Source organism: Colwellia sp. SU-HH01217, from assembly GCF_057543495.1.
The window spans coordinates 151,333-177,139 of sequence record NZ_BAAJLX010000006.1 but is presented as its reverse complement, the minus strand read 5'-3'; the positions used below and the strand labels follow the sequence as shown (position 1 = coordinate 177,139).

At 37.0% G+C, this 25,807-nt stretch carries 20 protein-coding genes; 5 read left to right on the top strand and 15 right to left on the bottom strand.

Annotated features, from left to right (window positions below; translation table 11 throughout):
• Nucleotides 1–66: 66 nt before the first annotated feature.
• The 5 genes from AC27G3_RS09965 to rppH all read right to left on the bottom strand — a co-directional run bounded on the left by AC27G3_RS09965 (nt 67) and on the right by rppH (nt 7,105).
• Nucleotides 67–2,421 (bottom strand): fatty acid cis/trans isomerase, encoded by a 2,355-nt coding sequence (locus AC27G3_RS09965; protein WP_487121145.1) that lies wholly within the window; start codon nt 2,419–2,421, stop codon nt 67–69.
• A gap of 112 nt (nt 2,422–2,533) precedes the next feature.
• Complete coding sequence (locus tag AC27G3_RS09960) at nt 2,534–3,358, bottom strand: thymidylate synthase (protein ID WP_487121143.1); 825 nt, start codon at nt 3,356–3,358, stop codon at nt 2,534–2,536.
• Between the two features lie 55 nt (nt 3,359–3,413).
• A complete protein-coding gene (locus tag AC27G3_RS09955; protein ID WP_487121141.1) occupies nt 3,414–4,208 on the bottom strand; it encodes a sulfite exporter TauE/SafE family protein in 795 nt (264 codons plus the stop codon).
• A 19-nt stretch (nt 4,209–4,227) separates the two neighbouring features.
• Entirely contained in the window at nt 4,228–6,513 is a 2,286-nt protein-coding gene (ptsP, locus tag AC27G3_RS09950; protein ID WP_487121139.1) for a phosphoenolpyruvate--protein phosphotransferase, read from the bottom strand.
• Between the two features lie 85 nt (nt 6,514–6,598).
• On the bottom strand, nt 6,599–7,105 hold the full coding sequence (gene rppH / locus AC27G3_RS09945) for an RNA pyrophosphohydrolase (RefSeq protein WP_487121138.1): 507 nt from the start codon (nt 7,103–7,105) through the stop codon (nt 6,599–6,601).
• Between the two features lie 143 nt (nt 7,106–7,248).
• On the opposite strand from rppH, the gene mutH reads away from it, so the two are divergent.
• Nucleotides 7,249–7,929: a DNA mismatch repair endonuclease MutH gene (gene mutH, locus AC27G3_RS09940; protein WP_487121136.1), complete on the top strand. Its 681-nt coding sequence runs from the start codon at nt 7,249–7,251 to the stop codon at nt 7,927–7,929.
• 204 nt (nt 7,930–8,133) lie between these two features.
• Here the strand turns inward: mutH and AC27G3_RS09935 are convergent, their stop codons facing one another.
• The 10 genes from AC27G3_RS09935 to AC27G3_RS09890 form a co-directional block, all read right to left on the bottom strand.
• Nucleotides 8,134–9,030: a D-hexose-6-phosphate mutarotase gene (locus AC27G3_RS09935; RefSeq protein WP_487121134.1), complete on the bottom strand. Its 897-nt coding sequence runs from the start codon at nt 9,028–9,030 to the stop codon at nt 8,134–8,136.
• A gap of 118 nt (nt 9,031–9,148) precedes the next feature.
• Nucleotides 9,149–11,362 (bottom strand): patatin-like phospholipase family protein, encoded by a 2,214-nt coding sequence (locus tag AC27G3_RS09930; RefSeq protein ID WP_487121132.1) that lies wholly within the window; start codon nt 11,360–11,362, stop codon nt 9,149–9,151.
• A 149-nt stretch (nt 11,363–11,511) separates the two neighbouring features.
• Nucleotides 11,512–12,771 carry an amidohydrolase family protein gene (locus AC27G3_RS09925; protein ID WP_487121130.1) on the bottom strand — a complete coding sequence of 420 codons (1,260 nt, stop codon included), beginning with the start codon at nt 12,769–12,771 and terminating at the stop codon, nt 11,512–11,514.
• 1 nt (nt 12,772) lies between these two features.
• On the bottom strand, nt 12,773–14,227 hold the full coding sequence (locus AC27G3_RS09920) for an amidohydrolase (protein ID WP_487121280.1): 1,455 nt from the start codon (nt 14,225–14,227) through the stop codon (nt 12,773–12,775).
• Between the two features lie 205 nt (nt 14,228–14,432).
• Nucleotides 14,433–15,026 (bottom strand): protein-methionine-sulfoxide reductase heme-binding subunit MsrQ, encoded by a 594-nt coding sequence (msrQ, locus tag AC27G3_RS09915; protein WP_487121128.1) that lies wholly within the window; start codon nt 15,024–15,026, stop codon nt 14,433–14,435.
• Between the two features lie 34 nt (nt 15,027–15,060).
• Complete coding sequence (gene msrP, locus AC27G3_RS09910; RefSeq protein ID WP_487121126.1) at nt 15,061–16,068, bottom strand: protein-methionine-sulfoxide reductase catalytic subunit MsrP; 1,008 nt, start codon at nt 16,066–16,068, stop codon at nt 15,061–15,063.
• 174 nt (nt 16,069–16,242) lie between these two features.
• Nucleotides 16,243–16,605 carry a glutaredoxin family protein gene (locus AC27G3_RS09905; RefSeq protein ID WP_487121124.1) on the bottom strand — a complete coding sequence of 121 codons (363 nt, stop codon included), beginning with the start codon at nt 16,603–16,605 and terminating at the stop codon, nt 16,243–16,245.
• A gap of 106 nt (nt 16,606–16,711) precedes the next feature.
• Nucleotides 16,712–17,263 carry a DUF2058 domain-containing protein gene (locus tag AC27G3_RS09900; RefSeq protein ID WP_487121123.1) on the bottom strand — a complete coding sequence of 184 codons (552 nt, stop codon included), beginning with the start codon at nt 17,261–17,263 and terminating at the stop codon, nt 16,712–16,714.
• 159 nt (nt 17,264–17,422) lie between these two features.
• Entirely contained in the window at nt 17,423–19,435 is a 2,013-nt protein-coding gene (locus AC27G3_RS09895; protein WP_487121121.1) for an EAL domain-containing protein, read from the bottom strand.
• Between the two features lie 169 nt (nt 19,436–19,604).
• The gene (locus tag AC27G3_RS09890) at nt 19,605–19,976 is read right to left on the bottom strand and encodes a hypothetical protein (protein ID WP_487121119.1); all 372 of its coding nucleotides are present in this window, start codon (nt 19,974–19,976) and stop codon (nt 19,605–19,607) included.
• Nucleotides 19,977–20,445: 469 nt separating this feature from the next.
• Between AC27G3_RS09890 and AC27G3_RS09885 the strand changes: the two genes are divergently transcribed.
• From AC27G3_RS09885 to AC27G3_RS09870, 4 genes are all read left to right on the top strand, one after another.
• Nucleotides 20,446–22,923, top strand: a complete 2,478-nt coding sequence (locus tag AC27G3_RS09885) for a penicillin acylase family protein (protein WP_487121118.1) — start codon at nt 20,446–20,448, stop codon at nt 22,921–22,923.
• Between the two features lie 93 nt (nt 22,924–23,016).
• Entirely contained in the window at nt 23,017–23,403 is a 387-nt protein-coding gene (locus AC27G3_RS09880) for an MAPEG family protein (protein ID WP_487121116.1), read from the top strand.
• A gap of 370 nt (nt 23,404–23,773) precedes the next feature.
• Complete coding sequence (locus AC27G3_RS09875; protein WP_487121114.1) at nt 23,774–24,952, top strand: chorismate mutase; 1,179 nt, start codon at nt 23,774–23,776, stop codon at nt 24,950–24,952.
• A gap of 99 nt (nt 24,953–25,051) precedes the next feature.
• Nucleotides 25,052–25,714 (top strand): hypothetical protein, encoded by a 663-nt coding sequence (locus AC27G3_RS09870; RefSeq protein ID WP_487121112.1) that lies wholly within the window; start codon nt 25,052–25,054, stop codon nt 25,712–25,714.
• The last annotated feature ends 93 nt before the right edge of the window (nt 25,715–25,807 follow it).

Genomic DNA, 25,807 nt, shown 5'->3' with positions numbered 1-25,807 from the left:
GTAAAAAAACATTTAACAAGGTTTACCCCCTTGTCTCACTTTTATTTTTTATAACTCTATTTTTAGTTACCTATTTTCTAAACGGTTATAGTCAAAAAGCCCATAAACGATTTTATTATCTTTTTTGTGAACTTGATGAACTTTATCGCTATAGAGCCAAAAATCAGGATGAGTTCGGCGGATGCCAAAATTATCGAGTAAATTGTTATAGCTTTTCTCATCTGTAACAGCTTTAAATTGGCGAACAAACTCGGGTAGTTGTTTTTGTTTAACATTAAATATTATTTGAGGGTAACTGCCAACATAACCATGAAATAGCTCGGCTTTGTCTAACTCTGGCCGATGATTACTTTCTGAAAACAATAAACTCGCAATATTTTTATAAGCATTATGGCGCAATAAACTATAACTGGATTGATTACCTTGCTCATCCTCAACATAAATAAAGCTAATTTGCCCTAACTGTTGGATTGCTAAATTAGACAGCTGCTGAAGTTGAGCTAACGCTCCTTCTGTAACTGTCACTAAGGAGTGCCCGCTTTTATGCGCTTGTTTGGTTCCCAAACTATCGTAATAACGTGTTCGTAAACGCGTTAAAATTTCATTTTTATGATCTGCTGTTTGATATTCAATTGAATTATCTTGGTCAAAAAAGAAATTTGAATCGTGCAAATAGCTATCAAGTTCTTCAGTCGAGTCGAGATACCAACTTTTTATTTCTGATTTTCGCTCATCTTTAGGCAACAGGGTTATAAAAGACATTTCACTTTCTATGCGTAAAAAATCCATATATAAACGAGAAAGTAATTGATGACGAACAGGGCCATAAATATCAAAACCAGCCACTAATAAATAATGAATACGTTCAAAAATAGGATAATTTATTAACCAAGCAGTTTTAGGTGTCTCTCCATGTAAACCACTAAGTACAATCCCACTATCAAGGTTTCTAAAGACTGTTAGGCTAGCGTTCTCATTACCTTTGTAAATAGTATCTACACCTAAAAACTTATGAGCGATTTCTTTTTTACTTAATGCCTCTTTTTGCGCATCTATGTAAGCTTTTTCTTTCTTAGAAAATGTTGACCAACTTGTCATGGTAAAATGATGAACACTAAAATCAGAAGGTACCTCTAAATTATTAGATTGTTGATAGATAAAGTTCGAATAACCGGCAGAATGCAAGTTTTTGGGATCTTCAAAAAACACCCAAAACTTATCTTGAATAACACTTAATGCAACTTGTCCTCGACACGATGGACTCTTGATAAAGCCATCAATGAAAAACTGAGCATTATCTAGCATAAATTGATAACGAGCTTCTGCAGGTATCGAAGCAAACACTTTAAAAGGGTTACTTTGTTCGTAGTCAGGTAAAAACGCTACTGTAAAATTGTTTTGATAAAACAGTTCATCCCATCGACTAGCTCGGGCTTTATCTAATGCATAAGGCATATGAGTTTTATCTAAAATAGTGCCAGTTTCTTGTCGAAGGCGATAATAGAACTTATCTACCTTTGGGTTTTGATAAGGGCGTCGTGTCGCTATTTCATCAATATCTTCACCAGGAGGCGTTTTTGAGCGAACTAAATTAAAATAAATAGGCAAATCATCTGGTTTAACGTTTTCTTCTGAAAAATATAAGTGCCCTAAAAATAAGTGTTCATATAAATATCGACCTATCAATACTGACTTATTATCTGAGCCATTTAGTCGTTTTTCCCAATCAGCAACACGACGCTTAATACTTGACGTTAAAGCTTTAGGTTGCGCCATTGGCGAACCTTGTCTTAACCAATTTTTCAGTACTGAAAACTCATCTGTGTTAATTGCGGGTAAACCATAAGGCATACCTGCTAAAGGATAATCCTCTTGATACTCGTCAAGTGCTTCAATGCTTGAACAAGTTTGTGATCGTGTTAACGAAAAATCAAAACTATCAGGTAATGTTTCTGTTGTAGGTAATGGGTGATGATTTTTTTGCTCAAGCATGCGGTACAATACACTGCCATGCAAGTTAGCCTCTGGAGTTTGGCTTCGTTCATTTAATACCGGCTTAAAAGGATATTTTTTATCTCGCCAAGCTTGAGTTGTTTTAGCATCAATAAACAGTCTTGTTGGCTCAACCTCATCAAATCTTGTGCCAAAAACATCTTCAGGAGAAATACCTCTATCAATGCCTTCGGGCGAAGATAGTTTTAATTGGCAAGGCGCATCGTAACAGCCATGGCAAACTACACACCGATTTTCTAATATTGGTTTTACGTCATTTAAAAATATTGACGCTAGTGGCGTGTTTTCTTCAACTATACGATCTCGTACCTTTGCTTGGCCGAAGTTTTCATCTAACTCGGCACCTGAGTCAGAACATGCTGTAATCAACAGACTTAATAAAATGATTAAAAAATAACGAATTGCCATCATAGACCCTTTAAAAATTGTAACTTATCGACACCAGTAAAACTAAAAACATACCTAAACATAATATTATCCACAACAGGTGTTTGTTAAACTAAAAGAATAGGATACTCAATCAAATAGCAACAGGTGCTTTAATTGTTGCTTGAGGCTCGTATCCAATTAACTCAAAATCTTCGAGTTTGTAGTCGTAAATTGATGCAGGTTTACGCGTTAACTTTAACTGTGGAAGTGCTGTAGGTGTACGAGCTAATTGCAATTTCACCTGTTCAATATGATTAGAATATATGTGCGCGTCACCGATACTCATCACTAACTCGCCGACTTCTAAATCACATTGTTGAGCTAACATATACACCCATAATGCCGCCTGTGCTGTATTAAATGGGTGACCTAAAAAGAGATCATTCGAGCGAATAGTACACATCAAGTTTAATTTATTATCAATAACTTGAAATTGATAAAGTAAATGACAAGGCGGTAAAGCCATTTTACCTTGGCGAGCATTTTCATGAGGGGTTAGTTTTTCATCAGGTAAGTATTCAACATTCCAACCATGAAATAAAATACGCCTTGAACTGGGATTATTTTTCAGTAGATCAATCACATAGTCTACTTGGTTAATAGTACTTCCGTCTTTTGTTTCCCATGCAGTCCATTGTTTACCATAAACGGGACCAAGTGAGCCATCTTCCAGTGCCCATTCATTCCATATTTTTGCATCTAAGTCATTAATATTGGTACTACCTGAAAGAAACCACAGGAGTTCATTAACTACGGCTTTAAAGAAAACTTTTTTAGTGGTTAATAAAGGGAAACCTTTTGACAAATCAACACGGTATTGACGACCAAAAACAGAGCGAGTACCTGTACCTGTTCTATCTTCTTTTAAGGAACCGTTGGTCAATACATCTTCGAGTAAGTCTAAATATTGTTTCATGTTATCTCTTTTAACGTTTGTTAATTTTTATCAAGTTGATTATATATTTTATCTGTTAAGAAAAAATCATTTTAAGTGCAACTAAAATAAGAAAGCCAGCAAATAATTTCTTTAACAACTTTACGGGGAGTTTTGTCGCTAAGCGTACACCATAACGAGCAAAAAATGATGAACTGATCACAATGCCTAGCAATGCGGGAATGTATACATAACCAAAACTCCACTCTGGCAAGTCTGCTTTCCCCCACCCACTAACAATGTAGCCCGCCGAGCCAAATACCGCTACCATAACCCCACAGACTGTAGCAACGCCTATTGTTTGACGAAGCGGTAAACCAAAATAACTTAATGTTGGTACTAAAACAACGCCGCCAGCAATCCCCATTAAACTGGCTAATATACCCGTAAAAAGTCCTAAACAACGTAAGAGTAGTTTTCCTGGCATAACATGATTAGTATCAATTCGGGTTGACGCCAACATGTAAAGCGCCAGTACAAGTACTGCACTAGCAAAAAATGTCGTTAATACTTTTGCAGATAAAATAGATGCGATGTAAGCACCAATTAATGCACCAAGAGCAACAAAGGCCATTAAAACTTTAGCAAGCTTCCAAGGAATATTGTTTTGTTTGTTATGAATAATTGCCGCAGATGAAGAAGTAACAACAATTGACGCTAGTGAAGTAGCTAACGCGATAGGCATTACCACATGTGGCTCTATTTGGATTAATGGAAGTAAATATATTAAGCTCGGTATAATAATTAAGCCACCGCCGATCCCTAGAAGTCCAGCAAGAAAGCCAACAACACTACCGATAGCTAAGCAAATAATAAAGACGGTTAAGAACATTCGACTTGCTCAATAGTCATCACATCCCTGCCCTTACAAACCCACCTAAACCTAATTGCTCGAGTTGTTCATTTAAATAGCTCCGTACTTGTTTGGCAGTACTAAAAGAAAGCGCATGAGATAAAATAGCTTTACTGCGTTGATATTCTACATGCCGAATAACCCATTTAATTTTAGCTATATTGTGCGGGTTCATACTGAGCTTATCGTAGCCCATAGCTAATAATAATAATGCGCCCGCAGGCTCACTTGCTAATTCTCCACATAAACTGAGTGGAACAAGATATTTCGCTGACTCACTTGCAATTTGATTTAACGCCCTTAAAACAGCGGGATGATAGGCATCATATAAATTAGCCACCCGGCTATTATTGCGATCAACTGCCAAGAGGTATTGCGTTAAATCGTTACTTCCCACAGAGAAGAAGTCGACTCGTTGAGCTAGCTCTTTCAATTGAAAAATAACGCTAGGTACTTCTAGCATTATGCCAATTTTGGGACGAGGTAAAACTTGGCCATTTTCTAAAAACATTTCGGAGGATAATTCAAAGTAGGCTTGGTTTATTAACCTGATGGCATCATCGACTTCTGCAACACCTGAAATCATCGGCAGCATTATCTCTAAGTTTCTGGTGTCGTAGCTCGCTCTGATCATTGCTCGAACTTGTACTAAGAATATCTCAGGGTGATCTAGGGTTATTCTAATGCCTCGCCAACCTAAAAAAGGGTTGTCTTCAAGAATAGGAAAATAAGGCAATGATTTATCTCCCCCAACATCAAGTGTTCGCATAGTTACCGCCTGTTGCGGAAAAACACTTAAGACTTCTTTATATAACTTAGTTTGTTCTTGCTCAGTCGGGAAGCTGTTACGACTCATAAAGGGAATTTCAGTGCGATATAAACCAATACCTATGGCTCCAGAGTGTTTCGAATGTTCAAAGCCTGTAGATAAACCAGCATTTAAAAGTACTTCAATACTTCGTCCGTCTTTTGTTATCGCTGGCAGATGGGTCACTTCTCTAACTTTTTCAGTGAGCGTGTGTTCCTCTTTTAGCAATAATAAGTATTCTTTTTTTAACAACTCGTTGGGTGCAACAAATAGCTCACCACTATAGCCATCAATTATCGCTTCTTGATTATTAAGTTGGCCAAGAGGGATTGACTCAACCCCCATAATTGCAGGTAAATCTAACGCTCTAGCTAAAATAGCGGCATGTGAGTTATTCGAACCACACAAAGATACAATCCCCAGCAACCCCTTATGTTGATACTCTGCCAACATGGAAGCAGTTACATCTTCAGCGACTAGAATAAATTGCTCAGGCAAGTGTTTATCAAATTGATTTTGCTGTTGTAAATTAAACAGCAGGCGGTTCCCTAAATCTTTAATATCACTTACTCGTTCACGTAAGTATGGATCATCTAAGGCTTCAAATTGCACAACGTAAAAATCAATCACTAATTTTAATGCGCTTTGTACATTCCAACCCTGTTGAATTTTTTCAGATATTTCAACTCCAAGATTGGTCGGTTCAAGCAGTTGTTTATAAAACTCAAAAATACCTAAACTATCGTCTTGAATAATGCCACTGAGTTTTATACTCATCTGTTCAAAGTCTGTACGTGTTTGAGTAACCGACTCCTTAAACGCCGCTAATTCGATCGCTCGGTTACTGTTCGCGTTAATTCTTTCCAGTGAAATACTCGCAAGATCTGCTTTTGGTTGAATAGTAACCATTTGGCCGAGCGCAATACCAGGTGCCCCAGAAACGCCTTTTAACTGTTTTAGCCATTTACCATTTTCTAAACTTTGCCCTAACACACCTCTCGCTTCGGCATTAGCTAATGAAGTTGCAAGTTGAGCTGATAAAGTCACTAAAAAGGCTTCTTCATCTTCATTAAAGGCGCGAGTGTCTTTTTGTTGGATCGTCAAAACACCTAAAACTTTACGTTGATGGATAATAGGCGCACCAAGAAAAGAACTGAGATTGTCTTCTTCTACTTCTGGGGTGTGAAGGAAATGAGGATGATTTTTAGCATCGGCAATATTTATTGGCTCTTCTCGCTGCCCGACTAAGCCAATTAACCCTTCTGAAAAGCCAATAGTAGTGTGCCCAAGTGACTTCTCAGCTAAACCATCTGAGGCTGTTAAAATAAAATGCTGGCTTTGATAGTCCGCTAAATATATTGAACAACAATCGGTGTTCATTGCTGATTTAACTTGGCTAACCATGCGAAAAAGCGCACTTTCTAGTTCAGAGTTCTGACTAAATTCGAGCACAATTTGTCGCAAAGAGGTTAGCATATCATTCCATTAGTATGTGGGTTGAAATAGAGTAGATTAAAGAACCGATCTGTTTATAACAGATCGGAAATCAACACAATAATAATCAGGCGCGGCGTTTACGTCTGTCTTGACGGTGATGAGACATTGCTATTGGCGCAAACTCTTTCATCACTTTACGATAAACGTCCCGTTTAAATGACACCACTTGTCGTACTGGATACCAGTAACTTACCCAGCGCCAATCATCAAATTCTGGATGGGAACTGTGCAATAAATTAACTGCAGACGTTGGTGCAGTGAGCTTTAATAAAAACCACTTTTGTTTTTGTCCAATACAAACGGGTTTACTGTCATGCCTTATATAACGTTTTGGTAATTTATATCTTAGCCAATGTTTGGTTGTGGCCACAATTTTCACATGTTCAGGTTTTAAACCAACTTCCTCATGAAGCTCCCTGTACATGGTTTGCTCTGCACTTTCACCCTCGTCAACTCCACCTTGTGGATACTGCCATGAGTGTTGTCCAAACCTTTTAGCCCAAAATACTTGTCCCCTGTCATTGATTATTACTATGCCGACATTGGCGCGATAGCCTTCGGCATCGATCACAGGAACTCCTGACGATTCAAAAAAAATAGTTAAGTTGATTCTTCCACAAACTGAGCTTTCTAGCAAATAAATACTTGTTTTATTTGCCGTGGTACAGGATGATAATAAAGAGTTTTCCTTATAAAATCCGCCATTTAATTATCATGCCCAATAAAACCTCATCACCAACAACCGAGCACCAATTATTGGAAAGAGCGCAAGCTCTAGCAGGAAAAACCTTGGGTGAAATTGCAAAACAAGCAGCAATAGAAATACCTGAGAACTTACTGAAAAATAAAGGGTGGATTGGTTTACTGCTTGAACATGTTTTAGGAGCAAGTGCAGGCTCGAGACCTGAGCCGGATTTCCCTGAACTTGGAATAGAATTAAAGTCCTTACCCATTAACAGCCAAGGAAAGCCATTAGAAACAACGTTTGTCAGTGTTGCACCTTTAACAGGTTTAGTGGGTGTAACATGGCAAACAAGCTATGTACGTAAAAAGCTTGCCAAAGTGCTATGGGTGCCAGTATTAAGTGATAAATCTCTTGCTTTAAAAGATCGCATTGTCGGCACATCCTTTCTCTGGTCTCCTTCTGCAGAAGAAGAACATTTATTGGCTATGGACTGGCAAGAGTTAACCGACATGATAGTGTTAGGAGATGTTGAAAACATTCAAGGTAAGCATGGCCAAGTACTTCAGTTAAGGCCAAAAGCGGCAAATAGTCAGGCTAAAACACAAGCGTTTGACAAAAACGGAAAGCCGTTTATGACTCTCCCTAGAGGCTTTTATCTAAAAATACCATTCACGCAAATGTTATTGCACAAACATTTGCGCGTGAATTAAAGCCAATTAATTAACCTGAACTCGGTTTAAGAGATGGTTAACAGTTTGAAAAATAGATAAATAATTATTTTACTCCACTCTAGCTCGATAGTTTTTCTTAATTCAAAGCAAATTTCGCGTCAATAGCTGGCCTATTGCAAGAAATTTAACGAAGAAGTAAGGAAAAATAGCTGCTAGAAAAATATTTGTTAAGCCGAGCTCAAGTTAATTATTACCAAAAACCTCAATTGTTTGACTGATAACAGTACTAGTGTGTGCTGGTAACATTTGAGGCTGTGTATTTGCCGCTTCTAAACAAACAAATTCTTGCTCACCTTGGTTATGAATATCTGCCATATTGTTAGCTAATTTTTCTCCTGGGTTCCAAAAAACCCATTGTTGAGTATTTTCTGCAACAACTTTAATGGTTCGGCGTAATCCTTCATCTACTAGACACATAGTTCGGCTATCAGCATTATCTATGTAATAAATTCGATCAACAGGCCCTACACCATTAATAAACACTTCTTTGTCTCGCATTTCACCAGTTAATTTATCAGCAAACTTTAAGGCCGATAATCCCGCTATTTTTATTTGTTGAGGATCGCTAACAGAAAAGTAACTATGCAAAGCGCCTGTGTAGGCTATTTCACTTTCACTTAAATTGATCATTTCAAGTTGTTGGCTAAATTTTTCACCAAAAACTAGCGTTTGTTTGATCTGACAAGCAATAGGGAATAAGTCATGCATATTCTCTCCTTGCCACATCAATTTAACGACAACATCATTGTCGGTAATCGCTATCGATTCAACTTGCCAAGTTTGTTGACGTGCAAAACCATGATTTCCGGCTTTATTTTCAGGATCATTATGATGACTGCCAAACCATGGCCAACAAAGAGGAATTCCTCCACGTATCGCTTTATTTTTTTGATAACTTGAGGATTTGCTTAACCAAAAAACTGGCTGATGTTCTATTGGTTGCCACATCAGTACTTGACCGCCGTGCAAGCTTATTTTTGCTTGGCAATATTGATGTTTTATCTCTAAACCATCAATATTATCGGCTAACTTTATACTGTCTACTTGGCCAAATTGGTTTGACGCTAGTTGTACCGTCATTCTTTTATCTCATTTTTAAAAAGCATCTTTTAAATACTTTAAATAATAAACCGTTAGAAAGTAAGTATAAAAGTATTCATTTGTTCATTCAGACTCACTTTCGTTTGCTCAAAACAAGTTACCAGTTTTTTCCAAAAGAGATAAAAATTGTACTCTCACCTTCAGAAGCATACCCTAAGCCAATAACCGCAGGACCAAAACGTGTATCAGTGCCTAAATATACACTGCCGGAAGTAATTAAATCATTAAGCTCTATAGAACCTAAACCACCCCATACATTACCCGCTTCTAAACTGGTCCCTATATAAATAGGTAAATCAGTACCACCTGGTACTTTTCTACCTAAATCATACTGATAAGCAATAGCAGCAAATGCTTTATGATTACCAATTAAGGAGTCTTTTTCAAAACCAGAAAGGTTTAAAAAACCACCTAATGAAGTTACATGCATAGAGAAATCAATATCATTTTCAACAGTTACTATTGATGCTATCCCTAAAAAGGTATGATTATTGAAACCAAAGGCACCTCGCCAATCAAAATTGACGACTAAGGCATGATCAGAAGTGTCTTCAATAAGTTCTTGCTTATATCTATCTTTTGTAAAAAAAAAGTCCAAAGAAAACTTATTACCGCTTGTTGGGAAGTTAATACTATTTAAGTTATCGTAACCAAATGATAAATACCCCCCGTAAGAAAGGTAGTCTATATCTTCTAATACTTTATCTTCAAAGCTCATATCACCTGGTTCAACTAATAAGCCCAGCTCAATAAAGCCTTGATTGGAATAATTATATCCAAGGCCCGATTGCGCTAAAACATACGAGTTAGTCACCTCTGTTCTTTGATAAGACTGAGCCCATTTATCTTGGGTATACTCGATTCCAGTTCTTGAGTACAAAACTTGATCAAGCCCTAGAGGCTGATAGAACTCTGTAGCAAGTCGGGTTTCCCAGCCCAGTGATAATTCGTTTTTCCATTGCCCACCATTTTCAGTTACATCATTTTTAATGTAAGCAGTATCTATAGCGATCACGGTATTTTCAGAAAAATCAGTTTGTAAGCTAAAACCAAAGTGCAAAAAATCAGGCCCCCACGACTTCTCATGAAGAATCAATAAGAGCTTTCTACCATACTCAGTATCAATAAATTCAGCATTAACTCGTTCAAATCTATTTAATGCATAAACACGATCTATAGCCTGCTTGAGTTGCTCTTTAGTAACAACATCTCCGACATTAATCGCAAAATATTCAGCAATAATCGCTTCATGAACGGTGGAATAATTTTCATAGTCAATAGCAACAATAGGTTGCGCTTTCGCTTGAAACCATGACTGACTTTTAAGTGATTTTTGCTGCAAATAACTGGCATATTGTTCATCATTCACACTAAAAGAGGCTAAGTTATTGGCCTCAGCTCTTGCTGCTTCTTCACCTAATGTTAACGCTTGCGGCATTATTGAAAAATCAGTGGTACTCAACCCATCAATTTTAGGGCGAATATACAAGTCGTTATCTCTAAGCTGTGCCACCTGCTGTAAGGTTGTATTATTGGTTAAAATCGTTGAAAGTTGATTCAATACATCAACAGTATCTTTTATATGATCTTGATCAGCTAAAGGAGAGCCTATATCAACTGCGATAATTCTATCTGCACCCATTTTTCTAATGACATCAACAGGCATGTTATTGGAAATTCCACCATCAACGAGCATTTGCCCATTAATAACAACAGGCTCAACAATGCTAGGAACAGCTGCTGATGCACTCATTGCTTCAGTGATACTGCCAGAGTCTAGAACAACAGCTTTGGCGGTTGATAAATCAGTGGCTACTGCACGATAAGGAATTGCCAATTGGTCAAAAGAGCTAAACTCTGCAATAACATCAGTTGACAACCTTAATAATTGAGTAGAATTTTGCCCTAAAAGTAATCCTGTAGGTGCTTTAAAAGTTTTATCGCTATAACCTAACCTTAAAACAATATTATATTTATCTCTGAGTGCTTGCTCTCTGAATGGCAAAGATTGCCGAGGTACTGAATCGGTAAAACTGTTTTCCCAAGGAAGGCCTAACATTATTTTTTCAATTTCTGACGGAGTGTAACCTAGTGCATACAAGCCAGCAACATAGGCTCCTATACTTGTACCAACAACGTAATCAATAGGCACATTATGTTGCTCTAATACCTTTAAAACACCAATATGTGCAGCACCTTTAGCGCCACCACCACTAAGCACTAGGCCTACTTTAGGCCTTTGTTTAGCAATAACGTCAAAAGCTGTGGAAGAAAAAAGTATAAGAAAGGCAAAAACAATTAATGAGTGCATATTGAGTTATTAACCAAATGAAATGCATTGATTTTTCGATTATGTTAACCATAGCAATTTCATTGTTTTTTATCGAGCAAAAAAAACGCCATTCAAATGAATAGCGTTTTCAAAGCTTATTAGTCATCGTTATTATTATAACTAATGCCCTATTTTATATAAGCTCTAGGCATATCACTGTCAGTAGTATAACGTTTACGCAGTGCATCTTGTCTACTGGTAGTTGATACTTCTTCGCCTGCTATCCACATTTTTTCTACATGAGTGCTTAGCTCAAAAGGATCGGCACTCCATAAAACAAGATCAGCATCATACCCTGTAGCTATTCGGCCAGCATTAAGACTAAACGTATCAGCAACATTACGAGTAATAGCAGCTAAAGCAGCGTCTTTTGAAAGACCGTTAGCCACTGAGATGCCTGCATCATATCTCAGTTGATAAATATTATGTGCATCATTTACAGATAAAATAACTTTAACACCTGCTTGAGTTAATTCAGCAGCACTAGCAAGAGAAGTATGCAATGAGTCAAAACTGTCAGGTAAGTTTCTCATCACGCTGACAACAACAACGATGTTTTCATCAGCTAATTGCTTACTCACTAAAATGCCATCAGCAGCACCTGCAATAATTAGGTTTAAATTAAACTCTTTCTTTAAGTTAATTAACGTTAATAAATCAGTCGCTCTGTCAGCATAAGCCAATAAAGGGATTTCACCAGCTAACAACGAATTAATGATTTTTTCATCTCTTTTAAGTGATTCTTTCTTATCATCTTTAGAAGACTCCTCATCCGTTAATTTTTTTGACGCATCTTCAAGTTGCTGACTTAATGCTTGTAACTCCAACGCCCTAGAGCCTTTGCTTTTAGCACCTAAATCAACAACTACAGCACTTTTGCTATCAATCACACTGTCAAAGTCACCAGATAAATCAGCAGCGAAAGCAAAACCTTTAAACATGCTTTCACCACCGTTAGGGGTAACAATATTGCGCGTAATTCCACCTTTGCGGCTGTATGGAATCACCGTAGTTTTAGGATTAAATGCTAAACTTGCATCGAAGGTAATGTCTGCTTTTTTATCGCTTGCATCACGCGTTCTTGACACGGCACCAACTTCAATCAAACCTAATTGATTCATAGAACCGATAAAACCTGGCGTTAAAATTTTCCCTTTAGCGTCAATGGTAACGTCTACATCAACAGAGTTTGGATTGATTGCAGTAATTTTTCCATCTTCAACGATTACCGTCGCATTATTTAAAACGCCTTGCTCAGTCACCGTATACACAGTTGCATTTGTAATCGCTAAGCTTTGAGCTTGAATCGATAAACTACTTGATAAAACAGCCATACCTAATGTCATTGTTAATAACTTAACTGGCAAAATTTGCTTGATAAAACTCATGTTATTCTCCTTGCTCAGTTACTTTACTGGTATTTGATGACTTCACTTTATCTGAATCAATACTATACTGACCTAGCATAAAGTCGCTTTGAGCTTGGTATTTTTCGTCAAAACGGTCATATACTTTCGCGCCATCAATGAACACTTGCTCAGCTTGTGCATAAACACTAAATGGGTTTTGATTCCAAAGGACAACATCAGCATTCTTACCTGTCTCCAAGCTACCTGTTTTCTTATCAACGCCTAAAGATTTAGCAGCATTTAAAGTAATCCAAGTAATCGCATCTTGCGCTTTTAAGTCAAAACCATTTTGGTTAGCGCTATACATCACCTTACCTGCCTCTTGGTTTAAACGTTGAATAGTTGTAGCCGAATCAGAATGAACAATCGCGCATGAATTTTTAACGGCATCGACAATAGCAACATTTTCTTGAACCATATCGTAAGCTTCCATTTTAAAGCCCCACCAATCTGGCCACATAGCGGCACAATTTCCATTTTCGGCTAACAAATCGGCAATTTTATAACCTTCAATTGCGTGATGAAAAGTACCTGATTGATAGTTAAATTCTTTACCGATATCAATCATTACCGCCATTTCTTCTGCTTTATAACAATGGTTATGTATTAAAATATCACCGTCTAAAACACCTTTTAAGGTATCGTTAGTTAAATTACGAGTTGGTGCTTTAGGATTTTTTCCAGCGGCATAATCTGCCTCGTACTTGTCCCAAGCTCTTTTATATTCAGTGGCTTGTGCCCAAGCATGGCGATAGCCTGCAACATTCCCCATACGTGTACCTGGTGCAATATCTTTTGAACCGTACACACGTTTAGGGTTTTCACCACAAGCCATTTTTAATCCGTAAGGCGCTTCAGGGAATTTCATGCCCTGAGTTGTTTCACTTGGCACATTTCTCAACGTTACGCCTCGTCCGCCAAATAAGTTCGCTGAACCAGGTAATATTTGTAACGTTGTTATGCCGCCAGCACGTGCGGCTTGAAAACCAGGATCTTGCGGCCAAACACTGTGCTCAGCCCACACTTCAGAAGTGTTTGGGTTGGTCATTTCGTTACCGTCAGAGTGTGACTCAACACTCGGGCTTGGGTACACGCCTAAATGAGAATGTACATCAATAATACCTGGAGTCACCCACTTATTGTCACCATCAATTTCGATAGCATTAGGGGCTGATAAATTACTACCAACTTCCTTAATTTTACCATCAACCATAAGCACGTCAGTGTTTTCTAAACGTTGACCTGTTCCAGTTAGTACCGTCGCATTTTTAATAATAGTTGTTTGCTGTGGCAGTGCTTGGTAAGTACTCGGGAATGGATTTTTATTAATGGTTACTTTGGCATCTTGCTTTTCATTTTGTAAGCAAGCAGTCAATGACACCGAAATGGTCATTGCGAGTAAAGATACCGCAAACTTACTTGAGTTAGGTTTCATCATAGTTATTCCTGTTTAGTCATCTCATGATATTTTTTAATTCTTATTTTTAAATAAATCAGCATTATTTAACATTTTGACCATATTACTTTTTAGGATGAACAACAAGCCCAACTAAAGGCTGACAAGGGGAAATTCGTTAAGTGGTATTTAAATTGCGACTATTGGTATAAACGCATTGACATGCTTAGGCTTTCAGCATTAATTATTTAAACCAACGCTTAAATTTAGTTATTCTAAAATAGAGTAAAAATAAAACAATCGCCCCATAAATTATTGGTTCAACGACATCAGATTTTACTGACCAATAAAAATGAATAGTCACTAAAATGACGATCAAATAATTAAAGTTGTGCAATATTTGCCAGCGCTTACCCATTTTTTTTCGAATAAAATTGATAGAGGTGATTGCAAGTGCAACTAAGAATACAAATGCCACTAATCCAACATTAATATAAGGCCTTTCGATTATTTCTGAGAAAAACAGCATAAAATCAAACTGCACCTCAAAAGCTAAAAAATTCAATAAATGCAATAATGCATAGGTAAAAGCGTATAAACCGAGTAATCGACGGGTTTGTATTAAAAAGCCTAATTTAAACGTTTTGGCTATTGGTGTGACCGACAAGGTAATGAGCAATAAGTTAAATGCCCCAATACCAGTAAAATGAATAACAGCTTCAACAGGATCTGCACCTAATTGGTCATTAAACGCTGCCAAATAAAGATAAACTAAAGGTATAAAAGCGGACAATTGAAAAAGCACTTTCAGTAACATCACTTTATTTCTTAAGATCATTTTCAAGCCAACTTCTACCTTGCTAAAGTGTTAGTTAATAATATTTTTGCAAATCCATATTTTTATATAGTGCCGCGACTTCTTCTCCATAGCCATTAAATGGTTGCGTTGCAATTCGATTACGGGCAAATAACCCACCCGTAGTAATTCGCCGCTCGCTCGCTTGGTTCCACCTCGGGTGATCAACTTCTGGATTTACATTGGCATAGAATCCGTATTCTTTAGCAGCTAAAATATTCCAAGTTGTTGGCGGTTGCTGTGAGACAAGCTTAATACCCACTATCGATTTTATGCTTTTAAAACCGTATTTCCACGGTACAACTAATCTAATAGGAGCACCATTTTGAGGTGGTAATGTTTTGCCATACAAACCAACACTCATCAATGCTAAAGGGTTTAATGCTTCATCTAACCTAAGCCCCTCAACATAAGGGTATTCTACGCCCCCACCGATTCTCCTACTTGCCTGACCTGGCATTTGTTCTGGATCGTATAGAGTTTCAAATGCCACATATTGTGCCTTTGAGTTCGGTGCGACTTTTTTAATTAAATCAGCAAGTGAAAAACCAATCCAAGGAATAACCATTGACCAAGCTTCGACACATCGCATTCTATAAATACGCTCTTCTAACGGGAACATTTGCATTAAATCGTCATAATCTAGCGTGATAGGATTATCACACTCGCCAGATATCTTTAATTGCCATGGTTTAACATTAAATTGCTGAGCATTTTGTTGCGGGTCGGTTTTACTCGTACCAAATTCATAAAAATTGTTATGACTAATCACCTTACTTTCAGGTGTTCTCGCTAAGCTTTCATTGCGAATGTCAGGACTAAACCTTAATGTTTGGGTGTTAAACACCTCTGGTTCACTATCAAAAAAGCCCGCATTGGCTTGATTAGAAAAAGACTGGTTTAAAAGAGCACCTGCGCCAAGAAAACCCATTTGCTTTAAAAGGCTTCGCCTGCTTTTATAGTGTTTTTCGTCAGTTACTGCATTTTCTTTTAATTGGTAAGACTTGGGAACTTGAATTAACATTTAATCAATCTCTAATCAAAAACGACTTATACAAATAGAAAGAGTTTAAGTGAAAATAATTTCGTCTGTGAATAATTTAATAATTACCCAGTAAAAAAATAAAGCAATAGAAACAAAAAAGCCAACAACATAAAGCGTTATTGGCTTAATAGAGTCTAAACAAAAAATGAGTATTTAACGAGCAAACTTTTGCAAGTACGCAATAATATCGTTTGACTCATACAACCATTCAAATTGGCCATTTTCTCCTGCAATTTTCAAACAAGGTACCGTTCGCTTACCACCTTCTTTAATTAACTCTTCGCGATAATTATTTTTACCGTTTATATTTCGTAATTCAATATTTAAGCCTTTACGTTTGAATTCACGACGTACTTTGACACAAAATGGACAACTAGGTAATTGATATAAGCTTAACGATTTGGTTTGCTCATCAATTTCATTTTGCACACTCTGCTCTCTTTTGGGCGATGAAGGTGAAAAAATAAAATTAAAGAATAAAATAATACGACCAAGTACCCAGCGGATAATAAACATTGACTTCACTTCTTATGTTAATAAATAAAACGGTTAATTTTTTGCTGTAGCAGTAAATACTGCCCTTACAATTTACACTTATGTTGATTGATATAATAGGAGGTACTTACCACATTAAATCATCTGGTATTTGATAATCTGCGTATGGATCTGACTCATCAACAATATCGCTTTCAACTTTATCATTTTGCACTAAAATAATATCGCGATTAAGCTCAGCTAACTTTTGTGCAGTTTCACTAGTAACAATATAAGTTACTTCGTCTAAACCACATAAAGCTAATCGTCCATTCACTAATGCTTGGTGGGTGTTTTGATCAAGAGCTAGCTTTTTAACTTTATTGTTAAAAGTATAATTGTATTCCGTTTCACCACTCACATTCTTCACTTGATGGTGCTCAAGAATTTGTTTAATTCGCAAGTATTGTTCTTTAGCAATTAACTGTTGCTTTTTTTCATCGTTTAGCGCTGTGTCTTTAGCTAGTTTTTCTGCTTTTGCTTTAGCTAAGTCTTGCTGCACTTGCTCTTGTAAGCTAGCACCATGTGCTACACCACTTCGCTTTTGTTTGTTTTTTTTACGCTTGTCAGAATTGGCCTGACGCGTTTTCTGTTTTGTCGTTAAACCTGCTTTGAGCAATTGATCTTGTAGTGATGCCATAAAAGAAACTTAAGTAACTAGATAATAATTTTACGCGATATTCTAGCAGTAATTAAACAGAGTTTCATATAGGAATTTATCGCCCTTCAAACAAAATTCTATATAAAAGTATAACCACTAAGTTAATGTAAATATGCCTTAAATAAATCTATTAAAAGGTTAACCTAACTTCAATGGGATCACTTTCGCTGTATCAGAATAATCATAAGTTAAACTAACAAAATCGCTTATAGGAGCAGGATAGGCGATTCCATAACCTTGAATGAAGTCAACGCCTAGATCTCTTAAAAGTTCAGTAGTTTTCTCACATTGAACAAATTCAGCTATTGTTAACATGTCTAAGGTACTTGCCATACTTTGTATTGATTTAACGATGGCGACATCGTATTTATTGGTCAATAAATTTTGTACATAAGCACCGTCGATCTTTATATATTTAGCCGGTAAACTTTTCAAATAGCTGAACGTAGAAAAACCTTTACCGAAGTCATCTAAAGCAATTAAAAAGCCTGAAAAACGCAATTTTTCAACCATTTGCGTTGCTACGGTCATATTAGTAATTGCTGCGGTTTCGGTTACTTCAAAACAAATAGCATGGCATGGGAAACGGTAATTATTCTGACAAGAAATAATGCTATCAATGAATTTTTCATCCGTTAACGATCCACCCGATAAATTAATCGCGATAACTAGATTATCCCATAATTCGGGGCGCTGAGCGAACCAACTAAATGCTTTAGACATCACCCAATAATCGACTTGCGCACACAACCTAAAACGCTCCACTGCTGGTAAAAATATATTGGGACTGAGTAATTGGTCTTGATCCGCTAACCTTAGCAATATTTCAATATGTTGCTTGGTGCCTGCCCTTTCACTTAATGGTTTAATTTCTTGGAAAAACAGTTTGAATTGGTCTTGCTCTAGTGCCGTTTGAATACGCGCAGCCCATTGAGTTTCCTGCTGTAGGTGAACAACACTTTCGTCTTTATAGTCAAATAGTTGAAAACAATTAATACCTTTGTTTTTTGCCATAAAACAAGCAGCATCTGCTTCACGCTTAACTTCAACAAGTGGTGGAGAATCGGCCGTAATAAGTGTAGCACCTATACTTGCAGCTACATCGAACACTTGACCATTATAACTAAAAGTTAGCTCTTTAATTGCTTGGTTTATTTTCGTTATAATTTTTAACGTATCTTCTTGAGATAACTGTAATAACAACACTGAAAATTCATCACCGCCAATTCGTGCGCAAATATCACTTTGACGAACAACAGATTTAAGGAGTTGACCAACTTCACGTAATAATTGATCGCCCGCAGCATGGCCAGCGTTATCATTAATTAACTTAAAACGGTCCATATCTAACTGCAATAAGGCATGTTGATGCTTATTTTCTTGGGCGTCATGCCATGCATCAACAAGGCGTTGTTCAAACTTATAACGATTAAACAGTTTAGTAACACTGTCGTAATTAGCTTGATACCGAAGACGTGCGCGCAACTTCTCAGCATTAGTTACATCGCGTAATACAATGACTGTTCCGTCAAAAGCACCATCAGATGAGAACACCCCTTTTACATCTTGCTCAATACTTAAATGTTTATTTTTTAACTGCACGCTCAGTGTTTGTTTAACAACATGTCCAGTATTATGGGCTGATCGTAGAGCAATTAAACTATCAGCAAACGCATCATCACCGTCTTCCGTTAACATCATCGCTTTGATCTTGCCATATTCTTGATTAACAAAGTCCTGACTTTTTACTGAAAACAAGGTTTCACAAGAGTGATTGATATAGAGAATTACGCCTTGGCTGTCTGTACGAATAACGGCATCATGTAATGCATTTAATGTTGCATTAGGATTATCATTTTTAGCAACTTTATTTAACACTAAGGAGCTTTTATCTGAATAAGATTTACGTGAATGGCTCACCTTGCTTTGTGTTGAACTCGACGAAAAATAACTGAAAATAGTGACCAGACAAAATATGGACAACAATGCACAAGCAAGCAAGAAAACTTCTACTTGATTGTCATCTTGTCCTAAAAAGAGTAAAAAAATGAATAAAAAGAGCACAGAAAAAAGCGCAAAAACCTTTATATTAGATTTTCGTTCAACACGATGAGACAACCGTGCTAGTTTACTTTTAATGGTATAACGCATAACTACCAATCAAATACAGCTTGAATTTTGAGCGACAAAGTATAGCAACTTTTCATGACTGCCACACTAACAAAAAGCAAATAAAAGTACTAAGGCACCTTGTTTTAAAGGGCTACTGAGAAACTCTTTAAAAATAAATAGCTTATAAACACCTATTTTTAATTTATTTTTAAGTCTTTTTAGAAGGACGTGTTTCTGTTAGAGAAATAACATTATCATTTTCTTTTAAAGAGTCCCTTGAATTTTGTTGGCCAACAGCGACAACTTTAGTGCTGGATTCTCCATTGTGGTAACGTTGATAGGTAAACTCTTCTAAACCAAGTTGCTGACTAAATTGATAAAATGTCATAAAATCTTCTTTGGTAAATTCATCGTTTTTTTGTGTAAGCAAACCATCAATGTACATTGAGCTACCGTTAATATTACAAGTTGCGACAGCAGCATAAGGTTCTGTGTTGTTGCTCATTTTATATGCCCTAACCATTTTGACTTCAAAGCACCAATCACCAATTGTTAACTGTTTATCGATAATTTCTTTCATTTTACCTCTCACTCTACTTGTTCTCAGTCTAGGTTAACTTATTAAATGTAGACTAAGTGATTTTCAGCACTAGATTAGGGCGTATTGATCTTTCAAGTGCGACTCTGAAATGACTGAAAAATCCTCAATCAAGGCATAAAGAATGTAGTTTGGTCGTCGCAAATCAATAATGAGTACTGATCATTAGTGCCAGATATAACCCAAGTCCATACATCCATGTAGGTAACGCAGAGTGAGTTTGTCTAGCCTTTCCCCGCAGAAATGAACTTGAAAGATCAACACGCCCTAGTTTATCAATAATTTATTGTACAAGTATTAAGCAATAAATTCGAACACAACCTTTAGCAATTCTTTTTATTTAAAACAACAGGTAAAAGCAGTCCTTAGTAAATCTTTGTAATGATAAATTTATACAGCTGAGGTAACCTACCATCTTCTGTGATTTATTGAATATTGATGACTTTTTAAAATGAATAAAAAAATCATAATAAAAATTTTCATTGCCTTTTTATTAACTGCTTTATTAGTTACCGCAACGATTATTACTTGGGTTTATAGCCAAATAGACAGCGCATTGCCTACACTGAACGGCAAACAAACACTTTATGGTTTGTCGAACACCGCCACGGTTGAACGTGATGTACAAGGTATTGCCACAATCACGGCACAAAATCGCACAGATGTAGCTATCGCGACAGGGTTTATTCATGCGCAAGAGCGCTTTTTTCAAATGGATTTATTACGAAAAAACGCAGCTGGTGAGCTCTCCAGTCTTTTTGGTAAGGTTGCATTAGATTACGACAAAGAAATTCGACTCCACCGTTTTAGGGATCGTGCAAGAGAGATAGTCAAACAACTTCCCGCAACGCAATTTGATACACTGCAAGCCTATACTCGAGGAGTTAATCAAGGTTTGAGGTCCCTTAGAGCAGCACCTTTCGAATATTTATTATTACAACAATCTCCAGCAGAATGGCAAGAAGAAGACACGATATTAACCGTTTTAAGTATGTATTTAGATCTGCAATACCATGATGGCAGACGTGAGAGAACTTTAGCTACGATACACAACGTTTTAGGTAGTGATGTTTATCAATTCCTTAACCCCAAAGGCAGCATTTGGGATGCTGCAATTGATGATAGTCAATTTACAAGCTCTCCTTTACCAGCAAGTGATTGGTCAGCATTTACTCAACAAAAAATTGCAACTACATCGTCTTCCTTATACTCGATAAGCCCTTTAGCAAATACGCCATATAAAACGTTAGATAAAACATTAAATAGTGTTTTTGAAAGCTCTTTTAAGAAAAGTAATGCTATTGGCGAAAAATTTCCCGGCTCAAATAACTGGGCTGTTTCAGGAAGCTTAACCACAACTAAAAGCGCTATAGTCGCTAACGATATGCACTTGGGTATACGCGTACCCAACATTTGGTATAGAGCTAGTTTTAACTATGTAAACCAAGATAAAAAAGTCACGGTAACAGGGTTAAGTCTCCCTGGCACTCCTAACATGATTGTTGGCAGCAATACTCACATTGCTTGGGGATTTACGAATAGCTATGGTGACTGGAGTGACGTAATTGTATTAGAGACCAACGATGATGGCAGCCAATATTTAACGCCTCAGGGCTATAAGCCGTTTACATACCACAAGCAAATGATTGCCGTTAAAGGTGAAGAATCGGTAGAAATTAAAGTTAAAGAAACTCAATGGGGACCCGTTATAGGGAAAAATGCTAACGAGCAATTATTAGCCTATCGCTGGGTGGCTCATGATATAAATAGCGTTAATCTTAACCAAATAAAATTAGAAGCCGCAAGCAATGTTGACGAAGCCTTTGTTATTGCTGCATCGGCGGGCATGCCAGCACAAAACTTAATGGTCGCAGACGCACAGGGCAATATTGGCTGGACGATTATGGGGCCAATTCCTGCGAAAAAAGGAGATGTGGGAGAGTTGCCACAGAGCTGGTCAACAGGTAGTAACACATGGCAAGGCTACTTAACACAAGATCAATACCCGAGGGTCAAAAACCCTAATGGCGATCGGCTATGGACCGCAAACTCAAGAGTCGTTGGCGGTGAAATGTATGAAAAATTAGGAAACGGTGGGTATGCACTAGGTGCAAGATCTCGTCAAATTAGAAACGCTTTACAAGCTAAAGAAACCTTTGACGAGAAAGACCTGCTCACTATTGCTCTTGATGATAAAGCCGTATTTTTACAGCGTTGGCAACAATTACTGATTGAGCAAGTATTAACCTTAGCAGCGGTTCAATCAAATGACACATGGCAAACAGCTAGACAGATTATCTTAAACAATAATTTACAAGCATCCACTGACTCTGTAGCCTACCGCTTAGTAAGAAGGTTTAGATTAAATGTTAGGTATTTAGTTTTTAATCAGCTCAACACACAACTTACAGCACTTGACCCCGCATTTAACTTTAAAACTATAAGGCATCAAGTTGAAACGCCTTTATGGCAACTTGTCACCCTTAAGCCGTCACAATTTCTATCAAAAAATACTGAGTTTACTCATTGGCAGCAATTATTTACTCATGCATTAAATATGACTCTAGAGGAAATGACTAAAGAGCAGCCTCTTATTGAATCTACTTGGGGGAAAATCAATACAACTAATATCGTACATCCGCTAAGTAAGGCTGTCCCTTTTATTGGTCGATGGTTAGACATGCCACATACCCCTTTATCTGGTGATGCTTATATGCCTAAAGTACAAGGTAAAGCCTTCGGTGCTTCACAGCGTATGATCGTTTCACCTGGCAACGAAGAAAACGGTATTTTACATATGCCAACAAGCCAATCTGGTCACCCTTGGAGTCCTTATTATGGCATGGGACATGCCGATTGGGAGGCTGGAAACCCTTCAGCTTTTTTACCAGGAAAAACCAAATACACCTTAACTTTTTACAGTTTTTAATACTTTAAAATACATAGCTAATAGTAGATTACTAATAATAGATTACTAATAGTAAGAATAGATAATTCACATAAACGACAACAGGAACCTGATATGACGATATTGATTTGGACTTTATTAATTGCCACAATTCTCCCTTTTTTAGCCAAAGTCCCTGTGGCATATGCCATGAACAAACTTGGCGGATATGACAACAACCACCCCAGAGCACAACAAAATCAACTAACAGGCTTTGGTGCAAGAGCGCTTGCTGCCCATCAAAATGCTTTTGAGTCGTTAATTATTTTTTCTGCCGCCATTTTATGCGCTTTAGCTACAAATACCGTAACAGAATCAGTTCAAGCACTTGCGATCACTCACGTTTGTGCGCGCATTATTTATAACATTTTGTATTTAACAAATAGTGGTACCTTTAGATCGGTAGTGTGGTTTATTAGCTTGGGGAGCTCACTGACCATCATTTTACAATGTTTACTTTAATGATCTGCATCTTATCATCTTTCAATTAAAGTCAAATTTAAGTTGAGGTACGACTGAGACAGAGGCGACATTTATCAATAAACTGTATCTTGAACTAAGTACTATCAAATCATTATAAAGAAACCATTGACGAGCATAGTCAGCGAAGCTAGAGTACGAGAATGAATAAAGATACCCATTTAACCACATTTTTGCTTTTTACTTTTTTTCTCTTTACTAGCGAGTTTCGCTAGAGGGATTGTTGTCGTGTTAAATACCTTACGATAATAAAACCTCCCTTAGGAGGTTTTTTTATACTCGTGTTATAAATTAATAAAGCCTAAACAAACAATATAAAGCAAACGTTAAATATACTTAATAGGATCACATTGTGAACGAAGACTTAGATTTAAATAAAATACGCGAAAAAATTACCAACCTTGATAATCAATTATTAACGTTGTTCTCTCAGCGTCGTTCTCTCACTTTAAATGTGGCCAAAAGTAAAGCACACCTTGTTCGTCCAGTAAGAGATCAACAACGCGAACAAGAATTACTCATACGGTTAATTAACAAAGGCAAAGAGCTTAATCTAGATGCTCACTATGTCACGAGTATTTTCCAAAGCATTATTGAAGACTCCGTACTTAATCAACAAGCTTACTTACAAACTCTCGCTAACCCTAACATTCAAACACCTACGGTAAGTGTTGCCTTTTTAGGCCACAAAGGATCTTACAGCTACCTTGCTAGCCAACGTTACTTTTCAAGACGAGCTGAAAATATTATTGAACATGGTTGTCAAAACTTTAGCGACATCATGCAACAAGTCGAATCAGGTAATGCTGATTACGGCATGTTACCAATAGAAAACACCAGTTCAGGTAGTATTAACGAAGTTTATGACGTCCTTCAACATACGAACTTATCTATTGTAGGTGAAATTACACAGCCTATTGAGCATTGTTTGTTAACCGCGGTTAACACAAGTTTAGAGAATATAAAAACTATTTATGCCCACGGGCAACCGTTTACTCAATGCAGTAACTTTTTAGATAAACAAACAGATATTCGTATTGAATACTGCGACAGTACCGCCGATGCCATGGCGAAAGCTTACCAATTACAAGACCCTAGTGTAGCCGTTATTGGTAGTGAAGAAGGTGGTCATCTATACAAATTACACGCTCTAGAAAAGTCGATTGCTAACCAGCGCGAAAACCACAGCAGATTCATACTTGTTGCCCGTAAACCAGTAGACGTAGCAGAACAAATCCCAGCTAAAACAACTATTGTACTCGCCACAGGGCAAAAAGCAGGTGCATTAGTAGAATGCTTACTGGTATTAAAAAATAAAGGCATAAATATGTGTAAGCTTGAGTCTCGACCTATTCAAGGACGCCCTTGGGAAGAAATGTTTTATATCGATGTTGAAGCTAATTTAAAATCGCTAGCGCTTCAAGAAGCGATTAATGAAATTACTAGTTTAACTAACTTTATTAAAGTGCTTGGTTGTTACCCTATCGAACATATTAGCCCGACAAATGTGCCAAGCAATGCCATTGATTAAGACCTTCTAATTAAGTCAATGAATTAAAATGGCAAGCAACACAGCTTGTCATTTTAGTGTTAAAATTATCTAGACTTGATAGCCATCTATGGAAATTTAATGAATAAATTAGCACCTCTTGCCCTTCTACTTTTACTCTTTTTTGGTGGTGCTTTATGGTACTTAGCCAATAGCGAATTAAACGCTAATATTCGTGGACGCATTATTGATGTCTCCAATTACTATACCGATCAAACATTAACCATAGATAAAGTTGCCATCGATCTAACTAATGGCAGTGGCGAAATTTATGGCGTTAAATTACAAAACCCCACTAATTTCAAACATAAAAACATGCTAGAAATTTCACAAATTAGTTTCACATTTGACCCTAAAAGTATCAGTAGTGGATTAATACACTTACAAGAAATTACTCTTAATGATAGCCATTTTTATATTGAAAAAACGGTTGATGCCAAGGGTGACAGTACAACTAACTTTTCAACACTTTATCAACGTCTGAATGATAAAATTGCCTTAATTCAAGATCGTAGGAAACAAAAGGCAGAGCCTTATATACAAGTTGAGACCATTAATTTACTCGAATCAACGCAACACATCTTCAACTTAGCTAAAAAGCAACCAATAACGAATCAAATAATTAAAAAACAAACCTTAAATGCCGTCGGCGCAGGTGATGGCTTACCGGCCAGCTTATTTGGTATTGAAGTATTGAGAAAAACTATTGAAACTGTGTTAAATACTCAAGTTACAACGCATTAATATTGTTAATTTCAGGTTATTACTCAACGTTAGTATTTAATTAACCTGATGTGACGGTTAACTCAACAGAACAAACTAGAATATTCATAGCCT

Excerpts from the sequence above, each read along its gene's own strand:
- AC27G3_RS09955 (WP_487121141.1), bottom strand. The coding sequence starts at position 4,208 with ATGTTCTTAACCGTCTTTATTATTTGCTTAGCTATCGGTAGTGTTGTT.
- AC27G3_RS09930 (WP_487121132.1), bottom strand. The coding sequence starts at position 11,362 with ATGCACTCATTAATTGTTTTTGCCTTTCTTATACTTTTTTCTTCCACA.
- AC27G3_RS09925 (WP_487121130.1), bottom strand. The coding sequence starts at position 12,771 with ATGAGTTTTATCAAGCAAATTTTGCCAGTTAAGTTATTAACAATGACA.
- msrP (WP_487121126.1), bottom strand. The coding sequence starts at position 16,068 with ATGTTAATTCAAGTTCCCAAGTCTTACCAATTAAAAGAAAATGCAGTA.
- AC27G3_RS09880 (WP_487121116.1), top strand. The coding sequence starts at position 23,017 with ATGACGATATTGATTTGGACTTTATTAATTGCCACAATTCTCCCTTTT.
- AC27G3_RS09895 (WP_487121121.1), bottom strand. The coding sequence starts at position 19,435 with ATGCGTTATACCATTAAAAGTAAACTAGCACGGTTGTCTCATCGTGTT.
- AC27G3_RS09920 (WP_487121280.1), bottom strand. The coding sequence starts at position 14,227 with ATGAAACCTAACTCAAGTAAGTTTGCGGTATCTTTACTCGCAATGACC.
- AC27G3_RS09935 (WP_487121134.1), bottom strand. The coding sequence starts at position 9,030 with ATGACGGTACAACTAGCGTCAAACCAATTTGGCCAAGTAGACAGTATA.
- AC27G3_RS09905 (WP_487121124.1), bottom strand. The coding sequence starts at position 16,605 with ATGTTTATTATCCGCTGGGTACTTGGTCGTATTATTTTATTCTTTAAT.
- AC27G3_RS09890 (WP_487121119.1), bottom strand. The coding sequence starts at position 19,976 with ATGAAAGAAATTATCGATAAACAGTTAACAATTGGTGATTGGTGCTTT.
- AC27G3_RS09965 (WP_487121145.1), bottom strand. The coding sequence starts at position 2,421 with ATGGCAATTCGTTATTTTTTAATCATTTTATTAAGTCTGTTGATTACA.
- mutH (WP_487121136.1), top strand. The coding sequence starts at position 7,249 with ATGCCCAATAAAACCTCATCACCAACAACCGAGCACCAATTATTGGAA.
- AC27G3_RS09885 (WP_487121118.1), top strand. The coding sequence starts at position 20,446 with ATGAATAAAAAAATCATAATAAAAATTTTCATTGCCTTTTTATTAACT.
- AC27G3_RS09870 (WP_487121112.1), top strand. The coding sequence starts at position 25,052 with ATGAATAAATTAGCACCTCTTGCCCTTCTACTTTTACTCTTTTTTGGT.
- AC27G3_RS09900 (WP_487121123.1), bottom strand. The coding sequence starts at position 17,263 with ATGGCATCACTACAAGATCAATTGCTCAAAGCAGGTTTAACGACAAAA.
- msrQ (WP_487121128.1), bottom strand. The coding sequence starts at position 15,026 with ATGATCTTAAGAAATAAAGTGATGTTACTGAAAGTGCTTTTTCAATTG.
- AC27G3_RS09960 (WP_487121143.1), bottom strand. The coding sequence starts at position 3,358 with ATGAAACAATATTTAGACTTACTCGAAGATGTATTGACCAACGGTTCC.
- ptsP (WP_487121139.1), bottom strand. The coding sequence starts at position 6,513 with ATGCTAACCTCTTTGCGACAAATTGTGCTCGAATTTAGTCAGAACTCT.